This window comes from Ruegeria sp. YKSF57, from assembly GCF_059612585.1.
The window spans coordinates 111,508-132,390 of the sequence record NZ_JBXWQW010000004.1; the positions used below are offsets into that span (position 1 = coordinate 111,508).

General features: G+C 56.5%; 20 protein-coding genes and 1 tRNA gene. 11 read left to right on the top strand and 10 right to left on the bottom strand.

The genetic code is table 11. The features are described 5' to 3' along the window. Nucleotides 1-782: 782 nt before the first annotated feature. The 3 genes from AC2FLX_RS02720 to AC2FLX_RS02730 are packed head-to-tail and all read right to left on the bottom strand — an operon-like array spanning nt 783 to nt 4,868. Nucleotides 783-1,820, bottom strand: coding sequence for a lipocalin-like domain-containing protein (locus AC2FLX_RS02720; protein ID WP_496810382.1), 1,038 nt, complete (start codon nt 1,818-1,820; stop codon nt 783-785). After that, nucleotides 1,810-4,224 (bottom strand): FtsX-like permease family protein, encoded by a 2,415-nt coding sequence (locus AC2FLX_RS02725; RefSeq protein WP_496810383.1) that lies wholly within the window; start codon nt 4,222-4,224, stop codon nt 1,810-1,812. The genes AC2FLX_RS02720 and AC2FLX_RS02725 overlap by 11 nt, the downstream gene beginning before the upstream one ends. Further along, complete coding sequence (locus AC2FLX_RS02730; RefSeq protein WP_496810384.1) at nt 4,221-4,868, bottom strand: ABC transporter ATP-binding protein; 648 nt, start codon at nt 4,866-4,868, stop codon at nt 4,221-4,223. Before AC2FLX_RS02730 ends, AC2FLX_RS02725 begins: the two co-directional genes overlap by 4 nt. Nucleotides 4,869-5,052: 184 nt before the next feature. Here AC2FLX_RS02730 and AC2FLX_RS02735 point away from each other — a divergent pair, with 184 nt between their 5' ends. Then, on the top strand, nt 5,053-5,487 hold the full coding sequence (locus tag AC2FLX_RS02735) for an ion channel (RefSeq protein WP_480751343.1): 435 nt from the start codon (nt 5,053-5,055) through the stop codon (nt 5,485-5,487). Here AC2FLX_RS02735 and cls read toward each other — a convergent pair. From cls to AC2FLX_RS02750, 3 genes are all read right to left on the bottom strand, one after another. Continuing rightward, nucleotides 5,484-6,896: a cardiolipin synthase gene (gene cls / locus AC2FLX_RS02740; protein WP_496810385.1), complete on the bottom strand. Its 1,413-nt coding sequence runs from the start codon at nt 6,894-6,896 to the stop codon at nt 5,484-5,486. The two genes, AC2FLX_RS02735 and cls, sit on opposite strands and share 4 nt — an antisense overlap. A 124-nt stretch (nt 6,897-7,020) precedes the next feature. Next, a complete protein-coding gene (locus AC2FLX_RS02745; RefSeq protein WP_496810386.1) occupies nt 7,021-8,157 on the bottom strand; it encodes an acetoin utilization protein AcuC in 1,137 nt (378 codons plus the stop codon). Then, nucleotides 8,120-9,199: an AI-2E family transporter gene (locus tag AC2FLX_RS02750; RefSeq protein WP_496807129.1), complete on the bottom strand. Its 1,080-nt coding sequence runs from the start codon at nt 9,197-9,199 to the stop codon at nt 8,120-8,122. Before AC2FLX_RS02750 ends, AC2FLX_RS02745 begins: the two co-directional genes overlap by 38 nt. A 146-nt stretch (nt 9,200-9,345) precedes the next feature. Between AC2FLX_RS02750 and AC2FLX_RS02755 the strand changes: the two genes are divergently transcribed. Next, entirely contained in the window at nt 9,346-10,203 is an 858-nt protein-coding gene (locus AC2FLX_RS02755) for a YihY/virulence factor BrkB family protein (protein ID WP_496810387.1), read from the top strand. A gap of 324 nt (nt 10,204-10,527) precedes the next feature. On the opposite strand, the gene AC2FLX_RS02760 is transcribed toward AC2FLX_RS02755, so the two are convergent. Genes AC2FLX_RS02760 through AC2FLX_RS02770 form a run of 3 tightly spaced genes read right to left on the bottom strand, consistent with a single transcriptional unit; the run spans nt 10,528 to nt 12,753 of the window. Continuing rightward, on the bottom strand, nt 10,528-11,244 hold the full coding sequence (locus AC2FLX_RS02760; RefSeq protein ID WP_480751351.1) for an RlmE family RNA methyltransferase: 717 nt from the start codon (nt 11,242-11,244) through the stop codon (nt 10,528-10,530). A 51-nt stretch (nt 11,245-11,295) separates the two neighbouring features. Beyond that, nucleotides 11,296-11,631: a hypothetical protein gene (locus AC2FLX_RS02765; protein ID WP_480751352.1), complete on the bottom strand. Its 336-nt coding sequence runs from the start codon at nt 11,629-11,631 to the stop codon at nt 11,296-11,298. 9 nt (nt 11,632-11,640) lie between these two features. After that, nucleotides 11,641-12,753, bottom strand: coding sequence for a Ppx/GppA phosphatase family protein (locus AC2FLX_RS02770; protein ID WP_480751353.1), 1,113 nt, complete (start codon nt 12,751-12,753; stop codon nt 11,641-11,643). A 242-nt stretch (nt 12,754-12,995) separates the two neighbouring features. On the opposite strand from AC2FLX_RS02770, the gene AC2FLX_RS02775 reads away from it, so the two are divergent. From AC2FLX_RS02775 to AC2FLX_RS02815, 9 genes are all read left to right on the top strand, one after another. Then, a complete protein-coding gene (locus AC2FLX_RS02775; protein ID WP_480751354.1) occupies nt 12,996-13,292 on the top strand; it encodes a virulence factor in 297 nt (98 codons plus the stop codon). A gap of 27 nt (nt 13,293-13,319) precedes the next feature. After that, a complete protein-coding gene (locus AC2FLX_RS02780; RefSeq protein ID WP_496747804.1) occupies nt 13,320-14,246 on the top strand; it encodes a methylenetetrahydrofolate reductase in 927 nt (308 codons plus the stop codon). Between the two features lie 9 nt (nt 14,247-14,255). Next, the gene (locus AC2FLX_RS02785; protein WP_480751356.1) at nt 14,256-15,320 is read left to right on the top strand and encodes a dihydropteroate synthase; all 1,065 of its coding nucleotides are present in this window, start codon (nt 14,256-14,258) and stop codon (nt 15,318-15,320) included. A gap of 143 nt (nt 15,321-15,463) precedes the next feature. Further along, a complete protein-coding gene (locus tag AC2FLX_RS02790) occupies nt 15,464-15,895 on the top strand; it encodes a c-type cytochrome (RefSeq protein WP_496810388.1) in 432 nt (143 codons plus the stop codon). 51 nt (nt 15,896-15,946) lie between these two features. Continuing rightward, a complete protein-coding gene (locus AC2FLX_RS02795; RefSeq protein ID WP_480751360.1) occupies nt 15,947-16,501 on the top strand; it encodes a cupredoxin domain-containing protein in 555 nt (184 codons plus the stop codon). 51 nt (nt 16,502-16,552) lie between these two features. After that, nucleotides 16,553-17,023 carry a c-type cytochrome gene (locus tag AC2FLX_RS02800; RefSeq protein ID WP_496810389.1) on the top strand — a complete coding sequence of 157 codons (471 nt, stop codon included), beginning with the start codon at nt 16,553-16,555 and terminating at the stop codon, nt 17,021-17,023. 102 nt (nt 17,024-17,125) lie between these two features. Beyond that, nucleotides 17,126-19,636, top strand: coding sequence for a heavy metal translocating P-type ATPase (locus AC2FLX_RS02805; protein ID WP_496810390.1), 2,511 nt, complete (start codon nt 17,126-17,128; stop codon nt 19,634-19,636). Between the two features lie 12 nt (nt 19,637-19,648). Next, complete coding sequence (cueR, locus tag AC2FLX_RS02810; protein WP_480751364.1) at nt 19,649-20,053, top strand: Cu(I)-responsive transcriptional regulator; 405 nt, start codon at nt 19,649-19,651, stop codon at nt 20,051-20,053. A gap of 104 nt (nt 20,054-20,157) precedes the next feature. After that, nucleotides 20,158-20,628, top strand: a complete 471-nt coding sequence (locus AC2FLX_RS02815; RefSeq protein ID WP_496810391.1) for a DUF411 domain-containing protein — start codon at nt 20,158-20,160, stop codon at nt 20,626-20,628. A 113-nt stretch (nt 20,629-20,741) separates the two neighbouring features. Here the strand turns inward: AC2FLX_RS02815 and AC2FLX_RS02820 are convergent. After that, nucleotides 20,742-20,831, bottom strand: a tRNA-Ser gene (locus AC2FLX_RS02820). Nucleotides 20,832-20,883: the final 52 nt, after the last annotated feature.

A 20,883-nucleotide genomic window follows, 5' to 3' on the forward strand; every position in this document is an offset into this window, starting at 1 on the left:
GGCAGTCTTCAAGGGAACCCAGACGGGTGATGCCGGAAACGGCGCGTCAAAAAAACGTGGCAAGCGGCTATGTCTACGTCTTTGGTTTCGATGGAGAGAAAATCAGCCATATGACCAAAGTATGGAATGAAGGTTTTGTACTCCGTCAGCCTGAGTGGGTCTGAGATCCGTCGATTGAGCTGTGTGCGCCTTGGTCGCGGCAGAAATCAAAACTCGGTCGAATTCCTTGAAATCGGGAAACGAACCGGCATGTCGGTAAGGGCCCCCGGCGTACAGATTACGTTCTTACTGCCTTGGGAATAGACTGGGCGACGCGCCGAACTCGTACCCCCTCATGGAAATCGTAATTAGACTATCAAGACGCGTCGCCTTGTCTGGGTACGAGTCAGGCGTGGCGAAAGTTTGTCTGGTTCATGAAGAATTCAAATTCTCTGATTTCAAAGGAACGCGACGACAATCGGTTTTTTGGCCCGATTTCGCCTGTTGAGCGCCGCATTGGCATCGTGGTTCGAACTATGCCAGACTGTTGCGCATTGCATCAATACGCGATGAAATATCGTGGGGCGGCGTGTCAAACTCACCATGAGTTAAAAAAATACGCTGAAACAAATATCGACGCGCCACCCACGTCGGAATCCTGTCATTGCGGCAAAATTATGTCTATATCTCCATTGTTGACAATTTGTTTCCGTATTGGAACCTTCGTGAGTAAGAACTTTAGTCAGTTCGACCGATAGTCCATACTCAGCGTGCCTGATATGACTGTCTTGTTGACACTCTCATCACTTGTAACCCGTCATTTCCAGGTATCCTCGGCCCGTGTGGCTGCCGGTAACATAGACCGGGCCTTCCCAATAGGGAAAAGACGTTCCCATCCAAGATGATGGGTTGAGAGCGGTAACCTGAACGTCAAGGCCCTGCTTTTCCAGTTGCAAATTCCAGCCGGTCGGGATGGTCCGTCCTGCAACTTGGCTGTTTTGCAGTGGTCTGGAAGACAGAGAACCATCTGGCAAGAATGTTGAACTCCCGTTTGGAGAGATCCAGGTTGCAGCGGTAAAGTCGCCATTTTTGCTGCGCAGCCGAAATGCCATGAGCTTGTCTCCGCTGTCAAAGCTCAATGAGAACCAGTCCCATCCCGATTGATCATCTGCAAGGGGCTGTGAAGACCATTCCCGATCCAGCCAAGCCTGTCCCGTGACCGCAATTTCGCCATCTGGCAGTTTCAAAATGCCGGACGCAGCGTAAGCGGGTTGCGAATAGTAATAGCTGACCTGACCGGATGCCGACTTTGTCGATACCCCGTTCTCACCGTGAAGAATGAGCGGACCTTTTGCTTCGAGGGTCAAATCATAAGCAAATCGGGCGCCACGTGCGAACAATGACAGGGTGTCGAGATTTGGGCCAGCCATTTGCCAGTCGTCGATCCACGCCGAAAAGGGATCGGCAATGACCCCTGCCTGACCTATGCCGCCACGCGAACGTCTCTCGGCGAACATATGGGCATCGGGTGTGGTGACCGCTGCGTGGCCCAACCACAGTTGGGGGCTTTGCCATCCGTCCGCTTCCCGTGGTTTCAAGGCAGTGCGGAAAAGCGTCCACTGAATGCCATAGTCGCGCCCGTCTTCTCCCGAGAGCGTGGCGGTGACGTACCACCATTCGATGCGAAACGAAGGATGCGCGCCGTGATCGGCGGGAAACGAAAGCTTATACCCACGTCGGGGAGTCTCAAAACCTTCTGCGGTCGCGCCTAGACCTGCAAAACCCTGTGCCAAGACAGGCCAAGGTAGGAGCAGACACAAGACAAGCACTTTAACGTTCATTTGCAAAGACTTTCAACAGATCGGATGGTGGCAGGCGATAAAGTCTGAGCGCGGGGATAACAGCAGCCAATGCAGCGGCCAACAGGGCCATCATCGAAAGCAAGAGCCAATCTGAGGGAAAAAGATACATTGGCAATCTCCAACCAAATGCCTCGACATTGATCACTGTAAGCAGGATCCATGCCAAAAGCAGACCCAAAGGAAGTGCCAGTATGGCCGTCAAGGCAGCAAGAACGACGCTTCGGATCAGTTCCAATCCGGCCAGGTTCTGGCGAGACAGGCCCAATGCCCAAACTGGCGCAACTTGCGGCAGGCGTTGCCCCCAAAGTGTCAACAAGCTTGTCAGGATTGCGAACCCCGCGACGCCGAGGGTAAGGATATTGAGTGCAGCCGTTACGACAAACGTCTTCTCAAAGATTGCGCGGGATTGCTCCTTTAAGGCGGCCTGATGGATAACCGAAGTGTCAGGCAGATCGAACTGTGTGCGAATACTCCGTGCCAACTCGGTAGCGAGTTCAGGAGCGATACGGACGCCAAAACGCCGGTTCGGGGCGTTGGGAAAGCGTTCTTCAAACCGTTCCATAGAGATGATCGCCTGACCGGTCGGGTTGCCATAATCCGAATATACCCCTGCGACTGTTGGAGCCCAGTCAGGGGCGAGTATCAGTGTATCTCCGGGCCAAAGGTTGCCGCGCCGCGCAAGTTGTTCGTTTACCAGTACACCTGTTCCTGTGGCCACCTTGTCCCAAACATCGCGATCAGCAGAAATAAGAGGCCATTTCTGCCGGTATGTCGGGTGATCGATGATGCCATAAAGAAACAGCGGCCCTGTCTCGTGCCGCAACTCGAACCGGCGGATGGGCAGAACCGCATCGGCCCGTGTTGCAAGCCACTCGCCAAGTTCCTGGCCTTGGTTGTCATCCAGAGCAGTTACATACAATTCTGAGGTCAACCGTTGATCCAGCCAGCCGTCGAACGTCAAGCGAAAGCTCGACACCATCGTTCCGACGCCGATATTGGCAGCCAGTGCCAGCAACAGAGCCATCAGCGCCAGCGCCAACCCCGGCAGTTGCGCCTGCAAATCTGCCCAAACCCATTGAGTGATCGGCGTCTTGGCAGTGCGCGCGCATAAAACCAGGACGCGCGACAACGCAAACGGAAGCATCAGCGCAACGCCCAACAGCAAACCAGCCAACAGCACGAATCCTGCCCAAAGGCCATCAAACAGGACAACAGGGGCCACTCCGGCGGCAACCAACGCAGCACCGATAACAGCGCTTCGCGTTTGCGCGTTGCCCGCCCCACGCCAAGCTTGCTCGCCGGAGGCGCTTAGTAGCGGCAATCGTGCCAACTTCCATAATCCCTGAGCGCTTGCAACCAATGTCCCACCAACAGCCATGCTGATCCCCGAGACAACCCATTCGGGACGCAGTGACATCTGCCCTTCAACCGGCGCGTCGTACAATCCACGCAATGTCGCCGCGACATCCGGCAGAAGTGCACCCGCAAGCCAGTATCCAAGGACCAGGCCCAATCCGCCGCCAGCTAGTGACAGTAATAAAAGCTCGCTTGCGACGAGCCCGGTGATCAACTCCAACGGAACACCCAGCGCGCGCAGAGTGCGGATCATGCCACGCCTTTGCGACAGGGCAAGGCCAATGGTGCCGTGAACGATGAACAAACCCACTGCAAAGGATAAAAGACCAAATGCGGTCAGATTCAGGTGAAAACTTTCGGTCAGTTGCGCGGTATCGGTACCTGGGCCGCTGCTGATCCGTTCCAGGTCAGGTGCCAGTTCACTCAACGGCTGCAATCCCATTGGCTGATCGGGCAGGATGACCAATCGCGAGATCTCGTTCACCTTGTTTAGAATCTTTTCGGCGACACCGATATCGGTCAGGATTAGGTCGGGCGGAACTGCCTCGCTGGGGTATACCGGTGGCAGGTGAGGCTGGCGGTTAAGCATTTCAACAATATCAGGGCGCACGAACAACAAGCCAGGTTCTGTCAGCGCTTCAGCCGGGGTTCCAATGGCAGCGTTTTGTTCCGCCTCTTCAATTGCCGCCAGAGCGGGGTAAGAGACAAGGTCGGCGCCCATCACTCTGAAATAGCGATCTTCGACACGCAGATTGCCGTCGAGAACAGCCGCAAGCTGCCAGCCCGCCCGCCGTAATTCGACATAGCGCGAAAGGGGGATAGAGCCGTTCGGCGCACGAAGTTCTTCGAATTGACCCAATGCGAGTTGCCGGTTCGCCGTGGCATAGCTTGCCCGCGCTTCGGCGTTGATGGCCTGAACCGCCGACCAAAGCGCTGTTGCCAGCGCGACACCGAATAGAAGTGTCAGCAATTGCAACTTGTGTCGCCGCCAATGCGACCAAAGCGCCGGGATCGTGGCCCTTATCATTGAAGTTGGCCACCGGCGAGATGCGCGCGCCGGTCCAGTCGTCCGGCAATGCTTGGCGAGTGGGTGGCCAAAAGCAGTGCTGTACCCGTATCGCGAACAAGCTGCAGCATCAGGTCCAGAACGTTCTCGCTGGCGGTTTCGTCCAGATTTCCCGTAGGCTCGTCCGCAAGCAGTAGTTTGGGTCGCGCCGCAAGGGCACGCCCGATCGCCACCCGCTGCTGTTGACCACCCGACAACTGCTCGGGATAACGCTGCGGCAGGTTGGTAAGGCCAAGCCGCTCTGTCAGCTCAGCCAGCCACGTTTTATCCAACCGGTCAGAAAGCCGGGCTTGGAATGACAAATTCTGTTCGACGGTCAGCGACGGAATGAGGTTGAATTGCTGAAACACCAAGGCCACGGTATTGCGGCGCATCTGCGCGCGTCCACGGTCTGACAACGACGAAAGGGGGATCCCCGCCAAGGTAATTTCGCCACTATCGAGTTTGTCCAGCGTGGCCACCAGGTTCAGTATAGTGCTCTTCCCGCTTCCGCTTTCACCGGTCAAGGCAAGGGTCTGACCTGCATCCATTTGAAACGAAACATCTTGCAGAACAGGGCGCCCGCCGGGGTAGGACTTTCTTACCTTGTCTACATTTAGCAGCATCATCGCTCCGTTTTCGTGTTGGTTGAGAATGTGTTCCTCGGCAACCGCATGTCCAGCGTTGATCCCGCCTTTGAACAATTCGCCGCAACATGACCATTGATGCAAGTGTCGGCCAGGGGTTGTTCCTCTATCAACGCCGGGTCATTCTTGAACTGAGTTTGACCAGGTAGCGAGGAGACCAAGCATGACATTGTCGCAACAAATTTTGTGGGGCAGTGTCTATCTGATGATTTGCTTCCTCATCGAGATCGGCCTTTTGACCTGGTGCACGGTTCTGATCCGAAGCGTGCACGAAAAATGTTGCAATCGCGGATTGGTCGTGCGAACCGCCGCGCCGATCGTGGTTGCATTGGCCACCATCGTCGCGATTCACACAATTCAGGTCTGGATCTGGGCCATTGTCTGGGTTTGGAGCGATATCCTCCCAGACTGGAACACCGCTCTCTACTTTTCATTGGTCACCTTCACCACCCTGGGCTATGGCGACATTGTGCTGGGCGAAGAGCTGAGGATTTTCGGGTCCTTTGCAGCGGTGACAGGATTGCTGGCTTTTGGGTTGTCTACCGCGTTCCTCGTGGCCCTCATGACCCGGTTGTTCGAGGACCGGTTCCTGTCTTAGAGGATTGGTGCGAAAAGGCGGGCAATCGGTGCCCCGTACCGGATATAAATCGGTTGATCCTCCAGCCTTTTTGTCAATTCATAACTGGAATTGAAATCGTCTTTCAGCATCTCGGCGATAGAGTGTGCGGCACGGTGATCAAAAAACAGGGCCATTGCTTCGAAATTCAACCTGAATGACCGGTTGTCGAGATTTGTCGTACCGACCGCGGCCAAAGTATCATCGACCACGAATACCTTTTGATGCATAAAACCGTCGTCATACCGAAAGATGCGTACGCCACACTCGCGGATCTCATCGAAATAGGCGAATGCGGCAAGCCAGGGAATCCTGTGGTCGGCCACTTCGGGAACCAGAATGCGCACATCGACACCTCGCATGGCCGCATGTTTGAGCGCGGTCATGATGTCGATATCGGGAACGAAGTACGGCGAGGCAATCCACAGCCGTTCACGTGCTTCAGTGATTGCTGCGAAGAACATCATCGCACCGGTCTCGGTGCGGTCGCCGGGGCCGGTCGCCACGATCAGCGCATTCATGTCCTCGGGTGCGGCAGGGGTCGCCCATGTTAACAGATCGATCAGGTCTTCGTTTCGCGCCCAGTGCCAATCCTCGGCAAAAACCAACTGCAATTGCAGGGCTATGGGGCCGCGGACACGCAGATGAGTATCCCGCCAAGGGCCGAAATCGGTCTCTTGCCCCAGATATTCCACACCCACATTGTGGCCGCCAATGAACCCTGTGTGGCCATCAATCACGACGGTTTTGCGATGGTTGCGATAATTGAGCTGAAACCGGAAATTCGGTCCGCGTTGGTCGCGCGGATCAGCAACGTCGATCCCTGCCTTTCGAAGCTTGTCGAAATATCTGCGGGGCAGGCCATAACTTCCGACAGCATCCGTCAGGAAACGGACATGCACCCCCCGCCGGTGCGCAGCGATCAGTTTTTCCTGCAACTCCAGCCCAAGCTCGTCGTCTCTCACGATATAGAACTGAATCAGAACGTATTTTTCTGCGGCGTCGATCGCCTTGAAGATTGCCTGAAAGGTATCTTCCCCGTCAATCAACAGATCGGCGCCATTGCCGCGGGACACCGGCATATGGGCCAGGTCCTCGAAGGGTCGAGGGTTGATGGACATTTCCTTGGGGTCGGGGCTGCTCGCCTCGGCAAAGGCCTTGAGGCCGGCGACAACCCGTTCACTTTCGCGGCGAGCAATGCGGTAGCCCCGAAACCGGTGATGTCCCAGAAACATGTAAAGTGGCAAGCCGGCGAACGGGAAGGACAGAAGGAAAACCACCCAACCCACCGCGCCTTGTGGCGTTCGTGCGGTTTGTGCTGCGCGCACAGCGCAATATACGGCCAAGGCGTAAGCCGCAAAAACGGTGGCAGAGACGATGGCGGTCCACATTGTAATCCGGTCGTTTCAGTAACTTAACAAGGTCAGTGTATTCCTGATCAAGGTCTGAGGCCACAGCAATGATTTTTGAGCCTGAGAGGTTTGTCCGCATGTTTGCCCAGTTTGCAAGTGAAACTCAAAGCCTGCTTCGCAACTCTGCTACCGTTGCCCGAATTGTTTCGCGTATGGGGCCGAAACGCGGCTTATCGCGCAAAGTCGTGCACCAGCTTTCCGGGGGACTGCGCCCCGCCGCCCGTCGCCATGTCAACGCCTGCAGGACCGAAACAGCAGGTTGGGGGAGGCGGTCGGGCACTTCATACCCCGAAAGCGTCGCCCAGACACCTGTCCACAACCTTGCGACCGACCATGGGTTGTAACCGCCGCCGCCAAGAACAAGTAGGCGATCGGTTAAATCGTTCAGTGCAGTTACGGATCGCCAGTGCGAATTATTGGACAGGGTAAGCCGCGACAGCGGGTCCTCGAATACGGCATCCGCCCCGCACTGCAATACAATTGCATTCGGTTTGAAAGCCGAAATTGCCGGTAGGATCAGGTTGTCTAGGACCAAAGAAAACTCGTCATCGTTAAAACCTTTTGGTACAGGCAAGTTAAATGCTGTGCCGCCGGTATCATCGTTGAGACCGCCGGTGAATGGCCAGCGCCTTTCTTCGTGAACCGAAATAAGCCGGACTTTTTCGGAACCGGCAAAAGCGTCTTGAACTCCGTCACAGTGATGTGCATCGATGTCAACGTAAGCGATGCGTTCCAATCCTGTAGCCAATAACCTCAGGATCGCAAGAACCGGATCGTTGAGATAGCAAAAGCCTCCAGCCCGGTCGGGAAATCCATGATGGGTGCCGCCTGCCGGATTGAAGACGGCGCCTCTCTCAGCGATCAGTTCCGCCCCCAGCATCGACCCACCGGCAGCCGTGGCGGGGCGCCGGTACATCTCGGGAAAGACCGGGTTCGACATTGTGCCCAATGCATGGCGTTTACGTACGTTGTCGCTGACATATTGCTGGCGTTCCGCATCTTGCAGCGCGGCAATATATTCCGGCGTGTGAAACAGGGTAAGCGCGGCGGGTTTTGCCCTCGGGCTCGTCAAGTATTGCGCTTGGGGCAACCACCCCAAGACCCGGCACAAGTCTATGGCCGTCGACACTCTCGGGATGGCCAGCGGGTGGTTTCGTCCATAGGTCGAGTGGCGATAAATTTCCGCCCCTATGAACAGAGAGTCATTCACCGTCGGGGCCGTTATCAACCAATTGACCATCCAGCGACATTAGGATCGCAACAGGCCGCAGCGAAGGTACATGACTAAAGACGATCAGGATGCAGACCGTTAGCGGAACACTCAGAAATGCCCCGATCAGCCCCCAAACCGTTGTCCAGAATGTCAGTGCCAGAATGACCAGAAATGTTGACATGTTCAGTGATCGACCCAGCATTGCCGGGTCCAGGAAATTGCCGATCAGGAACTGCAGTGTTCCGCACCCGAACACGATGATCAGAAACGGTGTGACGGATTCGAACTGCACCAGCGAGGCCAGCGCCGGAAAGATCACCGCGATGATCGAGCCAATTGACGGAATGAAGTTCAGTGCAAAGGTTAAAACGGCCCATGTCTCCGCGTACTCCAACTTGAGAACCTTGAATACCGCATAGCTGATCAGGGCGGTCACGGCGCTGATGAAGGTCTTGACACCCAGGTATTTCTGTAAACTCAAGGAAATCGCATCCATGACCGAAGCCATGTCATCACCAAGCTTTGGGCTTCCAGCCGCAAGTCGGATCTTTTTGCGAAAGGCTAACCGCTCGGCCATCAGGAAGGCGACATAAAGGCTGATCAGAAAGAACTGGTTCAACAGCGAGGTCGCGCTGCCCAGCGCCGTACGGGCCACCAGCGCCATGTCGATGTTGATCAAGTTGTCCCGCACGAAATTTGTCACATCGTTGCCGACGAAACCGGTGATCCGACCGACAGCCACATCAAACTGGTTTTCGTACGTGCCCAGAGTGCGCGCGAACTGTGTGGCCTGGCTGCCAAGGACGTAGACGATTAGGAACAATCCTGCCAGGACGACGGTGATGCCTGAAAGATTTGCCAGCCATACCGGAATGTGAACCCAGGAAACAACTCTGTCGCTGACTGCGATGATCAGGACGTTTACCAACAAAGCCAGCGCCAACGGGATCAGAAACGCCGATCCCGCGTAAAGTGCGAAGACGATCAGCGTCAGGACGATCAGCGTGTCCCTAACCGCAGGCAGGCTGAACCGTATGGACGAAAGGGTGTTGTCGTGTTTGTCCGTCATGTAACTGAAACCCTTGTCGGCCCACTGTTTTGCCCATTCTAAGGGATGTTGCCCATTCTGATACCAGAGTGCAACGTTCCGGATGCCTTGGCAGGGCTGGCAATTCCGGGGTTCAGGCCGCGTGAAAGCCGGGCTAGGGTTTGGTTATGACGGTTTCCTCGAATCTCGCCATCCCACGGCCTGTGCGCGCCCTATGGCTCGCCGGCAAGAGATTTGTCGCAAAGAATGGCTTTGTCATGAGCAGTCATGTTGCGATGTCGCTAATGATGGCGCTGTTTCCGTTTGTGCTGTTCACCGTTGCCCTCGCCGGGAGCCTTTCACAGAATTATATGACCGACGAGTTGATCGAGTTGATGTTCGGGGTCTGGCCCAAGGAGGTGGCTGATCCGATCGAAGCGGAGCTACGCGCCGTGTTGCGCGGCGCAAGCTCGGGTGTCATGACCATTGGCGGCGTTTTGACCGTCTATTTTGCGTCAAACGGCGTAAATGCCGTGCGTATCGCGCTGACGCAAGCCTATCACGATGTGGATACGCGCGCGTTTTGGAAATCACGTCTGTTATGCGTGGCACTGGTTATCGGGGGAGGAGCGGCTGTTCTGAGTGCTGCAGCCTTTGAGGTCGTTTTGCCCGCCTACACCAAGCTGGTGACCGAGCGATTGCCGGGCGAAGCGGTGGAATGGCTGTCCGTCGACCGGCTTGGCTGGATTTTCACCGTTGCGATGCCGGTCGGCATGGTACTCGCCTTTCATGCTTTGTTGCCACCTCACCGCCACAGCTTGATGCAAATCCTGCCCGGAGTGGGGCTGACAATTTTGCTCTGGGCGGCAGGCGGTTGGGGGTTTTCCTTTTATGTCGCGCAGTTCGCCACCTACAGCGCGACTTATGCGGGACTGGCCGGGGCTATGGCAGCATTGATTTTCCTGTACCTTTGCGCTGCCATTCTAATCCTTGGCGCCGAATTCAATGGTGCCCTGATGGATCTGAGCGCTGCACCACGGCGTTAAGTGTGTTATCAGTTCCAAGCCCGAGATCAATGCGCCACATAGCCGTCACAAAAAGGACCTCAAAAAGCCAAATTAGTTTATCAAAAAGAATATGGGTCCGAGTGGACCTGGTTTGTTATTAGGTGATCCATGTTCGAGAAAGAACCTTTGGGCCGGCACGCCCAACTCTTTTCCCTACTCAGATACAATGACTTGTCGGAAAAACCTGAGGCACCATCGGCCGAAGATATGGTCAATGCGGTCAATCAATACCGGCCCAATAAGCCAGATTTAACGAAAAATTCACAAGATAACGACAAAAACCCGTTTCACGCAGTCTGATCGCTAACCGCGAAACCCTGTTGCCACGACAAACTTCTCGGAACTGTCCGAGCGGGAAGAAGGTGGTTTGACATTCGCGACCTTCTCGAACTTCTGCTTGAGCAATTTCTGCAGATCACCCTCGGCTCCACCAGCCAACACCTTGGCGACAAATGTGCCGCCTTCCTCGAGAACGTCGAACGCGAAATGAGCGGCAGTTTCACACAGTGCGATGATCCGCAAATGGTCGGTTTGCTTATGTCCGGACGAGGCGGCAGCCATGTCGGACATGACCACATCCGCTTTGCCGCCCAACCACTCCTTCACCTGTTCATCCGCATCATCGGCCATGAAATCCAATTGATGAATCTCGGCACCCGCGATCGGTTCAACTTCCTGTAGGTCAATACCCAGAACTGTCCCGATCTTTTTGCCGGATTTTTCGCCCAGTGCGTTTACGCGTTTGACGGCGACCTGACACCATCCGCCTGGCGCACAACCAAGGTCGACAACGCGCGCACCCGGTACAAGAAATCGGAACTTGTCGTCCAGTTCCAGGATTTTGAAGGCCGCGCGACCTCGGTATCCTTCGGCCTGCGCCCGTTTGACGTAGGGATCGTTCAACTGGCGCTGCAACCAGCGGGTTGAACTGAGCTTGCGCCCGCGTGCCGTCTTGACCTTGACCTTCAGATCGCGTTGGCCCCGGCCAGAGGTGTTCTTTCCGCTCGGCGTCTTTGCCATTTGACCGATCTCCTGAAACTGTCCGGTCAATATCGGCAAGACGCCCCTGTATCAAGTAAGGGGTGTGACTTTATCTACCAGCGCCAGATCTGACCAAGGTGTCGAAACGCCAAATCCGAGCCAACCGAGACAATTTAGTGCTTGAGAAAGAACTGCGCGGTTATTCTCATTTGGAGAGGTGAAAGATCGCAGCAACTCCAGGGCATCTGCAGCTTGATCTTTCGGTACGCAAATCGGAACACCTCCAAATGACAGCGCATAGTGCGGTAGTAATACCGTGGTATGAAAGCCGGGGCAAAAAACATCAAACCCGGCGGCTTCCAATACGCAAATCGTAGTCGCAACGGTCGCCATACGATAGGCGCTGGCTACACGCACGAGTTTCATAGTTGTTTCTTAGAACGGCCCATCTTCCAGCACGCCATCCGCGCTCATCTGTGCATAAAGCAGCCCTTCCCGCAGTCCACGATCTGCGACCGACAGCCGGTCAGTGGGCCAACAGCGCAACAACGCCTGCAAAATGGCCGAACCCGACATGATCAGCGCCTGCCGGTCCTCGCCAATGCGGGGATCGCGGCGGCGACCTTCCGGACCGAGATCAAGGTAGCCGCGAATGACCTTGTCGATTTGATCCGATGTCATACGAAGGCCATCCACCTTAGTTCGGTCATATCGCTTGAGGCCAAGATGCGAAGCCGCAACCGTCGTCACGGTTCCGCTGGTTCCGACGATCTGAAACCCCGCCCGCGCTTGTACGTCTTTGTAAGGGGCAAAATCGGCGAGGTTTTCTTCAAAAAACCAGCTCATCAGCGCAAAACGGGCGGCGTCGTCCTCAACATCGTGAAACTGGTCGCGCAGGGTGGCGACACCCAGCGGCACGCTGATCCAATCCACTACCTTGGCGGCGGGAAAGGGGCTTTCGGGTGGATGAAATCCAGCATGCAGTCTCATGATCGCCGCAGGCCGGTCGCGGCGTGGAACCGAAGAGATATCGATCCAGACCAACTCGGTTGATCCGCCTCCGATATCGACCACCAAAAGTTGCTCAGTCTTGGTCGACACCAGCGGCGCGCAGGAGATCACGGCGAGCCGGGCTTCCTCCTCGGGTTGGATGATTTCAAGTGTCAATCCGGTCTCGCGCTTGACTTGACGGATGAATTCCCGCGAGTTCTTGGCACGACGGCAGGCTTCGGTCGCCACCAACCGCATCCGGTTGACCTTGTTGCGTTTGAGCTTTTGCTGGCAGATGCGAAGGGCCTGAACCGTGCGGGACATCGATGAACGCGACAACCTACCTGTCCGTTCCAGCCCGGCGCCCAGTTGAACAGACTTTGAGAAACTGTCCACCACATGAAAACCGCTGCCCTTGGGTTGGGCAATCAGCATGCGGCAACTATTTGTACCCAGATCCAGCGCGGCATACAGCGCATCAGGATCGGGCCTGCTAGGCGCGGGGCTTTCGACCGCTTTCGGGAACGCGCCCGCACCTTTGGGACGCTTGGGCGCCATGACTACACGCCCTCCGATTTCGAGTTACCTCGACCATATGGCGGGCCTTGGCGCGGCGCAAGCGGCTCATGAAGGTCATGAGAATTTTGATATGCGGCAGCGGTAGAATCCCTACAGGCTCCTACCGTATCCTTGGGTATGCGAAAAGGTCGCTGCAAATGCTGCAGGTGTCGAAATCCGACCGACTTTGGCGCAGATTGGAGTTTAGAACCGCCTCACCAGGTCAGGAGGAATCATTCGGTATGCCCGAAGTTACCATCGTTTATTGGCGCGACATCCCCGCCCAAGTCATCGTGGGGAAGGGGCGGCGCGGAGCTAAAAAGCAACTGGCCGAGCGCTTCGAGCAGGCGATCGACCGTGCCGCGATGAAGGTCGGAGCACAGGATACCGATGCCTATCTTGCGGAATGGCGCAAAGCCGCCCCGTTCGAGGTCGAAGGCGATCCGGTTGACGTTGCCGAGGCCGAGGCCAGGCGTCTGGAAGCTGAATACGATCAGGACCGGATCAAGACCCTGATTGCAAATGACGGTTGGGCATAAGCCCGAAACTCTTTATGGGAGGCCAAGATGGCTTTGCTGAACTTCAAGAAACGTGATGTGGCCGAGAAAGCCCCGGTAAACCCGACCGTCGAAGCCTTTTTGCAGGGCTATTCGATTGAGGTGATGCCGAGGACCGCTGAAAAGGTCGAGGATTTCCGCGCGCTGTTGCCCCAGGGCACTCGCGTCTATATCGCCCATATCGAGGGTACTCCGATTGCCGAAATGGTCAAGACCGCCAAAAGGATCGCGGCCGAAGGCTATCCGGTTATGCCCCACTTCCCGGCCCGCATCATCAAGGATGCGGCGACGCTGGAAAACTGGATTTCAATGTATCAGGGCGAGGCCGGCGTTGATCAGGCATTGTTGCTGGCTGGCGGTGTCGAAAAGCCCCATGGTGAATTCGACAGCTCGATGCAGTTGATGGAAACCGGCCTGTTTGACAAAGCTGGTTTCAAGCGCCTGCACGTTGCCGGACACCCCGAAGGAAACAAGGACATCGACCCCGACGGTTCACGCAAGAACGTCGACGCGGCGCTGCAGTGGAAACAGCAGTTCAGCGAGCGCACCGACGCCGAAATGGCGTTGGCGACCCAGTTCGCCTTTGACCCCAAGCCGATCATCGCCTGGGCAAACGCACTGAAAGAGGCAGGTGTCAACCTGCCGATCCACATCGGCATTGCAGGTCCCGCTAAGCTGCAAACGCTGATCAAGTTCGCCATCGCCTGCGGTGTTGGCCCGTCACTAAAGGTGCTTCAGAAGCGCGCCATGGACGTGTCCAAGCTGCTGCTGCCTTACGAGCCCAACGACGTGATCACCGCACTGGCCGAGCACAAGGCAGCCAATCCGGATTTCAACATCACCAACGTGCACTTCTTCCCGCTTGGCGGCATCAAGACCAACGCCAACTGGGCCATTGAAAACGGCGGCGCTTCGGCAAAGCCCGCAAACTCCTAAGGATCGGACATGACCCGTACAGTCGTAGAATCAAAAACAAAAACAGCCATCCTGGGTTTCGACGAACCGTTCTGCGTGATCGGTGAGCGGATCAACCCCACCGGCCGCAAGAAACTGGCTGCCGAACTGGAAGCGGGCGATTTTTCGACCGTTGAAAAAGACGCGCTGGCGCAAGTTGCCGCCGGGGCCACGGTGCTCGATATCAATGCGGGTGTGGTATACAACTCGAACCCCAACCCGAACGAGACGGAACCGCCGCTGATGACCCGGATCGTCGAGCTGGTTCAGGGCCTGGTCGACGTTCCGCTCTGCATCGACTCGTCGGTGCCCGGCGCGCTAGAGGCCGGGCTTGCGGCCGCCGAAGGCCGTCCGTTGCTGAACTCGGTCACGGGCGAGGAAGAGCGTCTGGAACTGGTTCTGCCACTGGTCAAGAAATACAACGTGCCGGTTGTTGCGATCTCCAACGACGACACCGGTATCTCGGAAAACCCGGACGTGCGTTTCGACGTGGCCAAGAAGATCGTTCAGCGTGCCGCGGATTTCGGCATTCCTGCACACGACATCGTCGTGGACCCGCTGGTCATGCCAATCGGCGCGATGGCAACCGCAGGCCAACAGGTATTTGCACTGGTCCGCCGCCTGCGCGAAGAATTGGGCGTAAACACCACTTGTGGCGCCTCAAACATCTCGTTCGGTCTTCCCAACCGTCACGGCATCAACAATGCCTTCCTGCCGATGGCAATGGGTGCCGGCATGACCTCAGCGATCATGAACCCGGTCGCATTGCCAATTACGCAAAAGGCAATTGCCGCCAAGAAAGAAGAAGTTGCCGCCGCCGGCATCATCCTTCCCGAAGGCATGGATGACGAAACCTTTGTCACGATGTTTGGCCTGGGTTCGACACTGCCGCGCGCGGGCAAGGAGATGGAGGCCATCCGCGCCGCAAATCTGCTGACCAACAACGACCCGCACGGTTCCGAATGGATCCGGTTCAACAAGGCGCCTGATGCTGCAGGTTCCGAAGGTGAAGGCCGTGGCCGTCGTGGTGGCGGTGGCCGCCGCCGCCGGGCATAATCCAAGTCAAGTTTGAAAAAGAAGGTCGGGCCATTTGCCCGGCCTTTTCGTTTGCTGTCACGAACTTTTGAAAAGCCTAGGTTGACGTTCCAGTACTGGATGTTGGCAAAAGCGAGGTGAATCAGCAAAAGCGGATACTTGGAATGAACAAAAACATGCTGGGCTTGACTGGCTTGCTCGTAGTCGGGGCAGGGGCCTTGTATTTTTCAATGTCTGGCGGAAAGCCTGCGGCGATTGGCGAGTCCTCAGGTGGAACCGTTGCGCTTGCGCAAGTGTCGGTACCCGCCGAACTCACCGAAATGGCCTTGGTGGGAAAAGTCGCCTTCGAAGCCAAATGCGCTATGTGCCATGGCGTGAATGCTGCAGGCGTTGATGGATCGGGACCGCCACTGGTTCACAAGATCTATGAACCCGGCCACCATTCCGACCAGGCTTTCTTGGTGGCTGTCGCGAACGGCGTCCGCTCGCATCATTGGCGGTTTGGAAACATGCCTCCGGTCGATGGCCTGACGCGCGGTGACGTCAAAGGGATCGTTTCCTATGTTAGGGAACTGCAACGGGAAAACGGTATCTGATCACGGCGGAAATACTGACGAGCCGGAAGATGAATTTGAAAGGGAGAAACAATGAAACGGGTTTTGCTGTTACCTGCTCTGGCGGCTCTAATTGGCTGGCAAGCCGGTGAAACAAATGCGGGCGGTTCGCATTCGGGCGGACATGGGCACGGTGGCCACCACGATGCAGTCAACATTGGGACGCCAGGAGATGCGGCTGACGTCGACCGTACAGTCAATATCGCGATGAGTGAAATGAGGTTCGAACCCAATAACCTTTCGATCAAATCCGGCGAAACCGTTCGGTTTGTTGTCACCAACACCGGCGAATTTGTGCATGAATTCAACATTGGGACGGCCGCGATGCACCAGGCCCATATGTCGGAAATGCTGGAAATGATGGAAACAGGCGCCTTGGAGGCAGACAGGATCAATCACGACGTGATGCGTACAACCGGCATGGCCCATGACGACGGGAACAGCCTTTTATTGGAACCGGGTGAGACAGCAGAACTGATCTGGACTTTTTCCGGTGATGCCGATCTGGAACTGTCCTGCAACGTACCGGGCCACCGGGAAGGCGGCATGCGCGGTACCCTCAAAATGGGACACCACGACCATTCGTAACGGCCGGTGCCGCGGAAATCAGGATTGGGTCGCGAATTGCAAAAGTCTGTCGTGCAAACAATCCTACCCGTGTCCCTGCTGGGCATTCTCGCGCTGGTGGGGATATTCCTGGTTTTTCTGCTGGATGCGAAACGAGCGCCGACAGGCGACATCGCGAAGGGCGCACCGCTTTACGCCGAGTTCTGTGCCTCGTGTCACGGGGCGAATTTGAAAGGCGAGGCAGACTGGCAGACACCCAACGATGATGGGAGCCTGCGTGCGCCCCCCCACGACCACACAGGTCATACGTGGCACCACGGCGATGGGATGCTGTTCGACTATGTCAAAAAGGGTGGACAGGCGATCTTGAAAGAAATGGGCATCGAAGGGGTGAAAAGTGCAATGCCGGGTTTTGGCGATACGCTGACGGATACCGACATAGCGAACGTTCTGATGTTCATCAAATCTAACTGGCCGGACAAGGAACGCGACTACCAAAAACTCCGTACACAAGAAGAGGAACTTTCGACCTCTGACAAGTGAGGTTCTTTCCTCTACGCCGTAATGACAGGGTTTTTGTCCGCGGCGCTATTGACCTTCCAGTAACTGGAACTCTTATCTGTTTCACCAGCAAAGCCACTGGTGATGAATATGACTCGAAACATTCGCCTCCGAATAAACGGAATGAATTGCGCGTCGTGCGTCAGGCGCGTCGAAAATGCCCTGACTGAGCTTCCCGGCGTTCATTCCGCCTCGATCAATCTCGCAAACGCTTCGGCGCAGGTCGAATATGACGATGCCGTGTTTGTCGGTGATCTGGTGGCCGGCTTGAACAGCGCTGGTTATCCGGCAATAACGGACGAAACCACGTTAGAAATCAGCGGCATGTCCTGCGCTTCCTGCGTCGGGCGTGTAGAAAGCGCCTTGAAGGCCGGCGACGGTATATTGGATGCGTCGGTCAATCTTGCCAACGAAACCGCAACCATTCGCTACGCGGTCGGGGCGACGACTCCGGCGGCAATCGCAAAAATCTCCTCGTCCGCCGGATACCCGGCGTCAGTACGCACGGGCCAAACTGCTGCAGCCGATCAGCAAAAACAGGATGAAATCCGGATATTGGCGCGGCGCACCTTGCTGGCAGCCGTCCTCGCCTTGCCTGTTTTCCTGATCGAGATGGGAAGCCACATTATTCCCGGTCTACATCACCTGATTGCAAATACGATCGGACATCAGAACAGCTACTACCTGCAGTTCTTGTTGACATCCATGGTGTTGTTTGGCCCCGGCTTTCAGTTTTATGCCAAAGGCTTCCCGGCGCTTGTTAGACGCGCTCCCGACATGAATTCTCTGGTCGCGCTGGGAACATCGGCGGCTTATGGTTTTTCTGTCGTGGCGACCTTTGCTCCGGGTATACTTCCCAGAGGAACCGCAAACGTCTATTTCGAATCCGCTGCAGTAATCGTGGTTCTGATCCTCTTTGGCCGGTTTCTCGAAGCGCGCGCAAAAGGTCGGACCGGTGACGCAATACGCAAGCTGGTTGGCCTACAGCCCAAAACCGCACTGGTCGAAGAGAACGGTGAAGCAGTCGAGCGCGCTATCGAGGATATTGGCGTCGGGGACGTGATCCGTGTTCGTCCTGGTGAAAAAATCGCTGTGGATGGGCATGTGTTGACGGGTTCGTCCTATGTTGACGAAAGCATGATTTCCGGTGAGCCGGCGCCGGTCGAAAAGAAGAAGGGAACGATGGTTGTCGCCGGCACCGTGAACGGCAATGGCACCTTGACATTTCGGGCCGAGAAAGTCGGCTCGGACACTATGCTTGCTCAAATCATCAATCTGGTGCAACAGGCGCAAGGGGCAAAACTGCCCATTCAGAGCGCGGTGGACAGGATAACCGCCTGGTTCGTTCCCGCAGTTTTGGCCGCTGCGGCCCTGACAGTCACGGTCTGGCTGTTATTCGGACCCGATCCGGCGCTAAGCCTGGCCCTTGTGACCGGTGTCGCGGTGCTGATCATCGCCTGTCCCTGTGCGATGGGGCTGGCCACGCCGACCTCGATCATGGTCGGGACCGGACGAGCTGCAGAAATGGGCGTCCTGTTCCGCCGGGGCGACGCGCTACAACTTCTCAAGGATGTCGGCATTGTGGCCTTTGACAAGACCGGAACATTGACCCAGGGCCGCCCGGAACTGACCGACCTGATAACGGCACAAGGGTTCTCAGAACACGAGATTCTGGGCCTTGTCGCCTCGGTCGAGGCCAAGTCGGAGCATCCCATCGCCGAAGCCATTGTGCGCGCGGCCAAAACACAAAAAGCCCCCATGACGGCCATGGACAGCTTCACGGCGATCCCGGGCTATGGCGTTCGCGCCTGTGTCAAAGGGCACGATGTTCTTGTCGGTGCCGATCGCCTCATGTCACGCGAAAACGTGGATCTCGGGACTCTGGCCGACTTGCGTTCGGATCTTGCCAGCAAGGGAAAATCCCCTTTCTACGCTGCAGTCGATGGCCGTATTGCTGCCGTTCTGGCAGTGGCCGACCCGATCAAATCGACAACACCAGATGTTCTTCGCTCCCTTCACGCAATGGGGTTGAAGACCGCCATGATCACCGGTGACAACGCGGGTACCGCTCAGGCCATAGCCGATGTTCTGGGCATCGATCACGTGGTGGCCGAGGTTTTGCCAGAAGGAAAGGTGGCTGCACTGGAAGGTTTGAGAACCAGTGGCGACAAACTGGCGTTCATTGGTGACGGGATCAACGATGCCCCCGCGCTGGCCGCGGCCGACGTGGGCATCGCGGTTGGAACTGGCACCGATGTGGCAATCGAAGCTGCTGACGTTGTGCTGATTTCCGGCGATTTGATCGGTTCGGTCAACGCCTTCGACATAAGCCGGAAAACCATGCGTAACATCCATCAGAACCTGTTCTGGGCCTTTGGGTATAACGTCGTGCTGATCCCCGTGGCCGCAGGTATTCTCTACCCCTTTGGTGGACCGCTCTTGTCGCCGATGTTGGCCGCTGGCGCGATGGCTCTGTCCAGTGTCTTTGTTCTGTCCAACGCATTGCGGCTCAGATGGGTTCGACCTGCGACGGGCAGGGGTGCCGCAACCGAAAAGAACGGCAAGACGGCGTTACACGCCGCACCAGCGGAATAACGAGGAGAGACCATGAATATCGGTGATGTTGCGACCCGCTCCGGGCTTCCGGCAAAAACGATCCGCTACTACGAAGACATCGGGCTGATTTCTCCTAAGCGCGGACAAAACGGATACCGCCGTTTTTGCGAGACGGACCTTCACAAACTCGCGTTCATCGGCCGTGCCCGGTCTTTGGGCTTCACCATCGAGAACTGTCGCCACCTGCTGGCGCTTTACGAGGACAAGGACCGCGCCAGCGCAGATGTAAAACGAATTGCCAAGCGCAACCTGAAAGAGATTGCCGAAAAGATCGCGGGCCTGAAAGCGATGGAGGCTACTCTCTCGCATCTGATCGCCGAATGCGCCGGCGATGACCGCCCTGATTGCCCAATTCTCGAAGACCTAGGGCGAAGCCCATCTAAATTGTTCGAGTGAGCGCTTGAGCGAAGTCATGGAAAGAAGCCGAGAAGCCGGAGTATTGGGCAACAGGTACCCGGCAAGAGAACCCCGAAAGGCCGATTATCCGGAAAGGACCCGACATGACAACAATGAACCGCCGTGCTTTTGTTGCCGGAATTTGTGTTTTTCCAATTGCCCATGCAGGTCAGGCGCTGGCTCTGGCCCCAACGACCGTGCACGTTCTGAAGGACCCCAATTGCGGCTGTTGCGGCGCGTGGATCGGGATCATGAAACGGGAAGGTTTCTCGGTAAGCGTCGAAGACGCGTCATGGGACGACCTTTATGCATACAAGATCGCGAACGGCATCCCTGATCAGATGACGTCCTGCCACACTGCGACTGTTGATGGGTATGTGATCGAAGGGCACGTACCGCCCGAAGATATCCGGCGACTCCTTGCTGACCGCCCCGACGCCATCGGTCTTTCGGTTCCGGGAATGCCCTACGGCTCGCCAGGAATGGGGCCTGAAGGTGAGCGTGAAGCCTATGATGTGTATCTGGTCCACCGTGACGGGCGCACGCAAATCTTCACCAGCTACCCCGCAGCCTGAGGCTTTCACAAATACCAGAACATGCGGAGTGGCCGTCCTCGCGGCCGCTTTCGGGATACCCGGAAACGCAGTGCGCCTCTAGTCCAGCCAACAATTCAACGAATATCGCAAAATGGCGGAGAGACAGGGATTCGAACCCTGGGTGGGCTTGCACCCACAACGGTTTTCGAGACCGCCCCGTTCGACCACTCCGGCACCTCTCCGCGGGGGTCTGTGAGGGGGGGATTTAGTAGTGATCGCGCAGGGGTGCAAGCG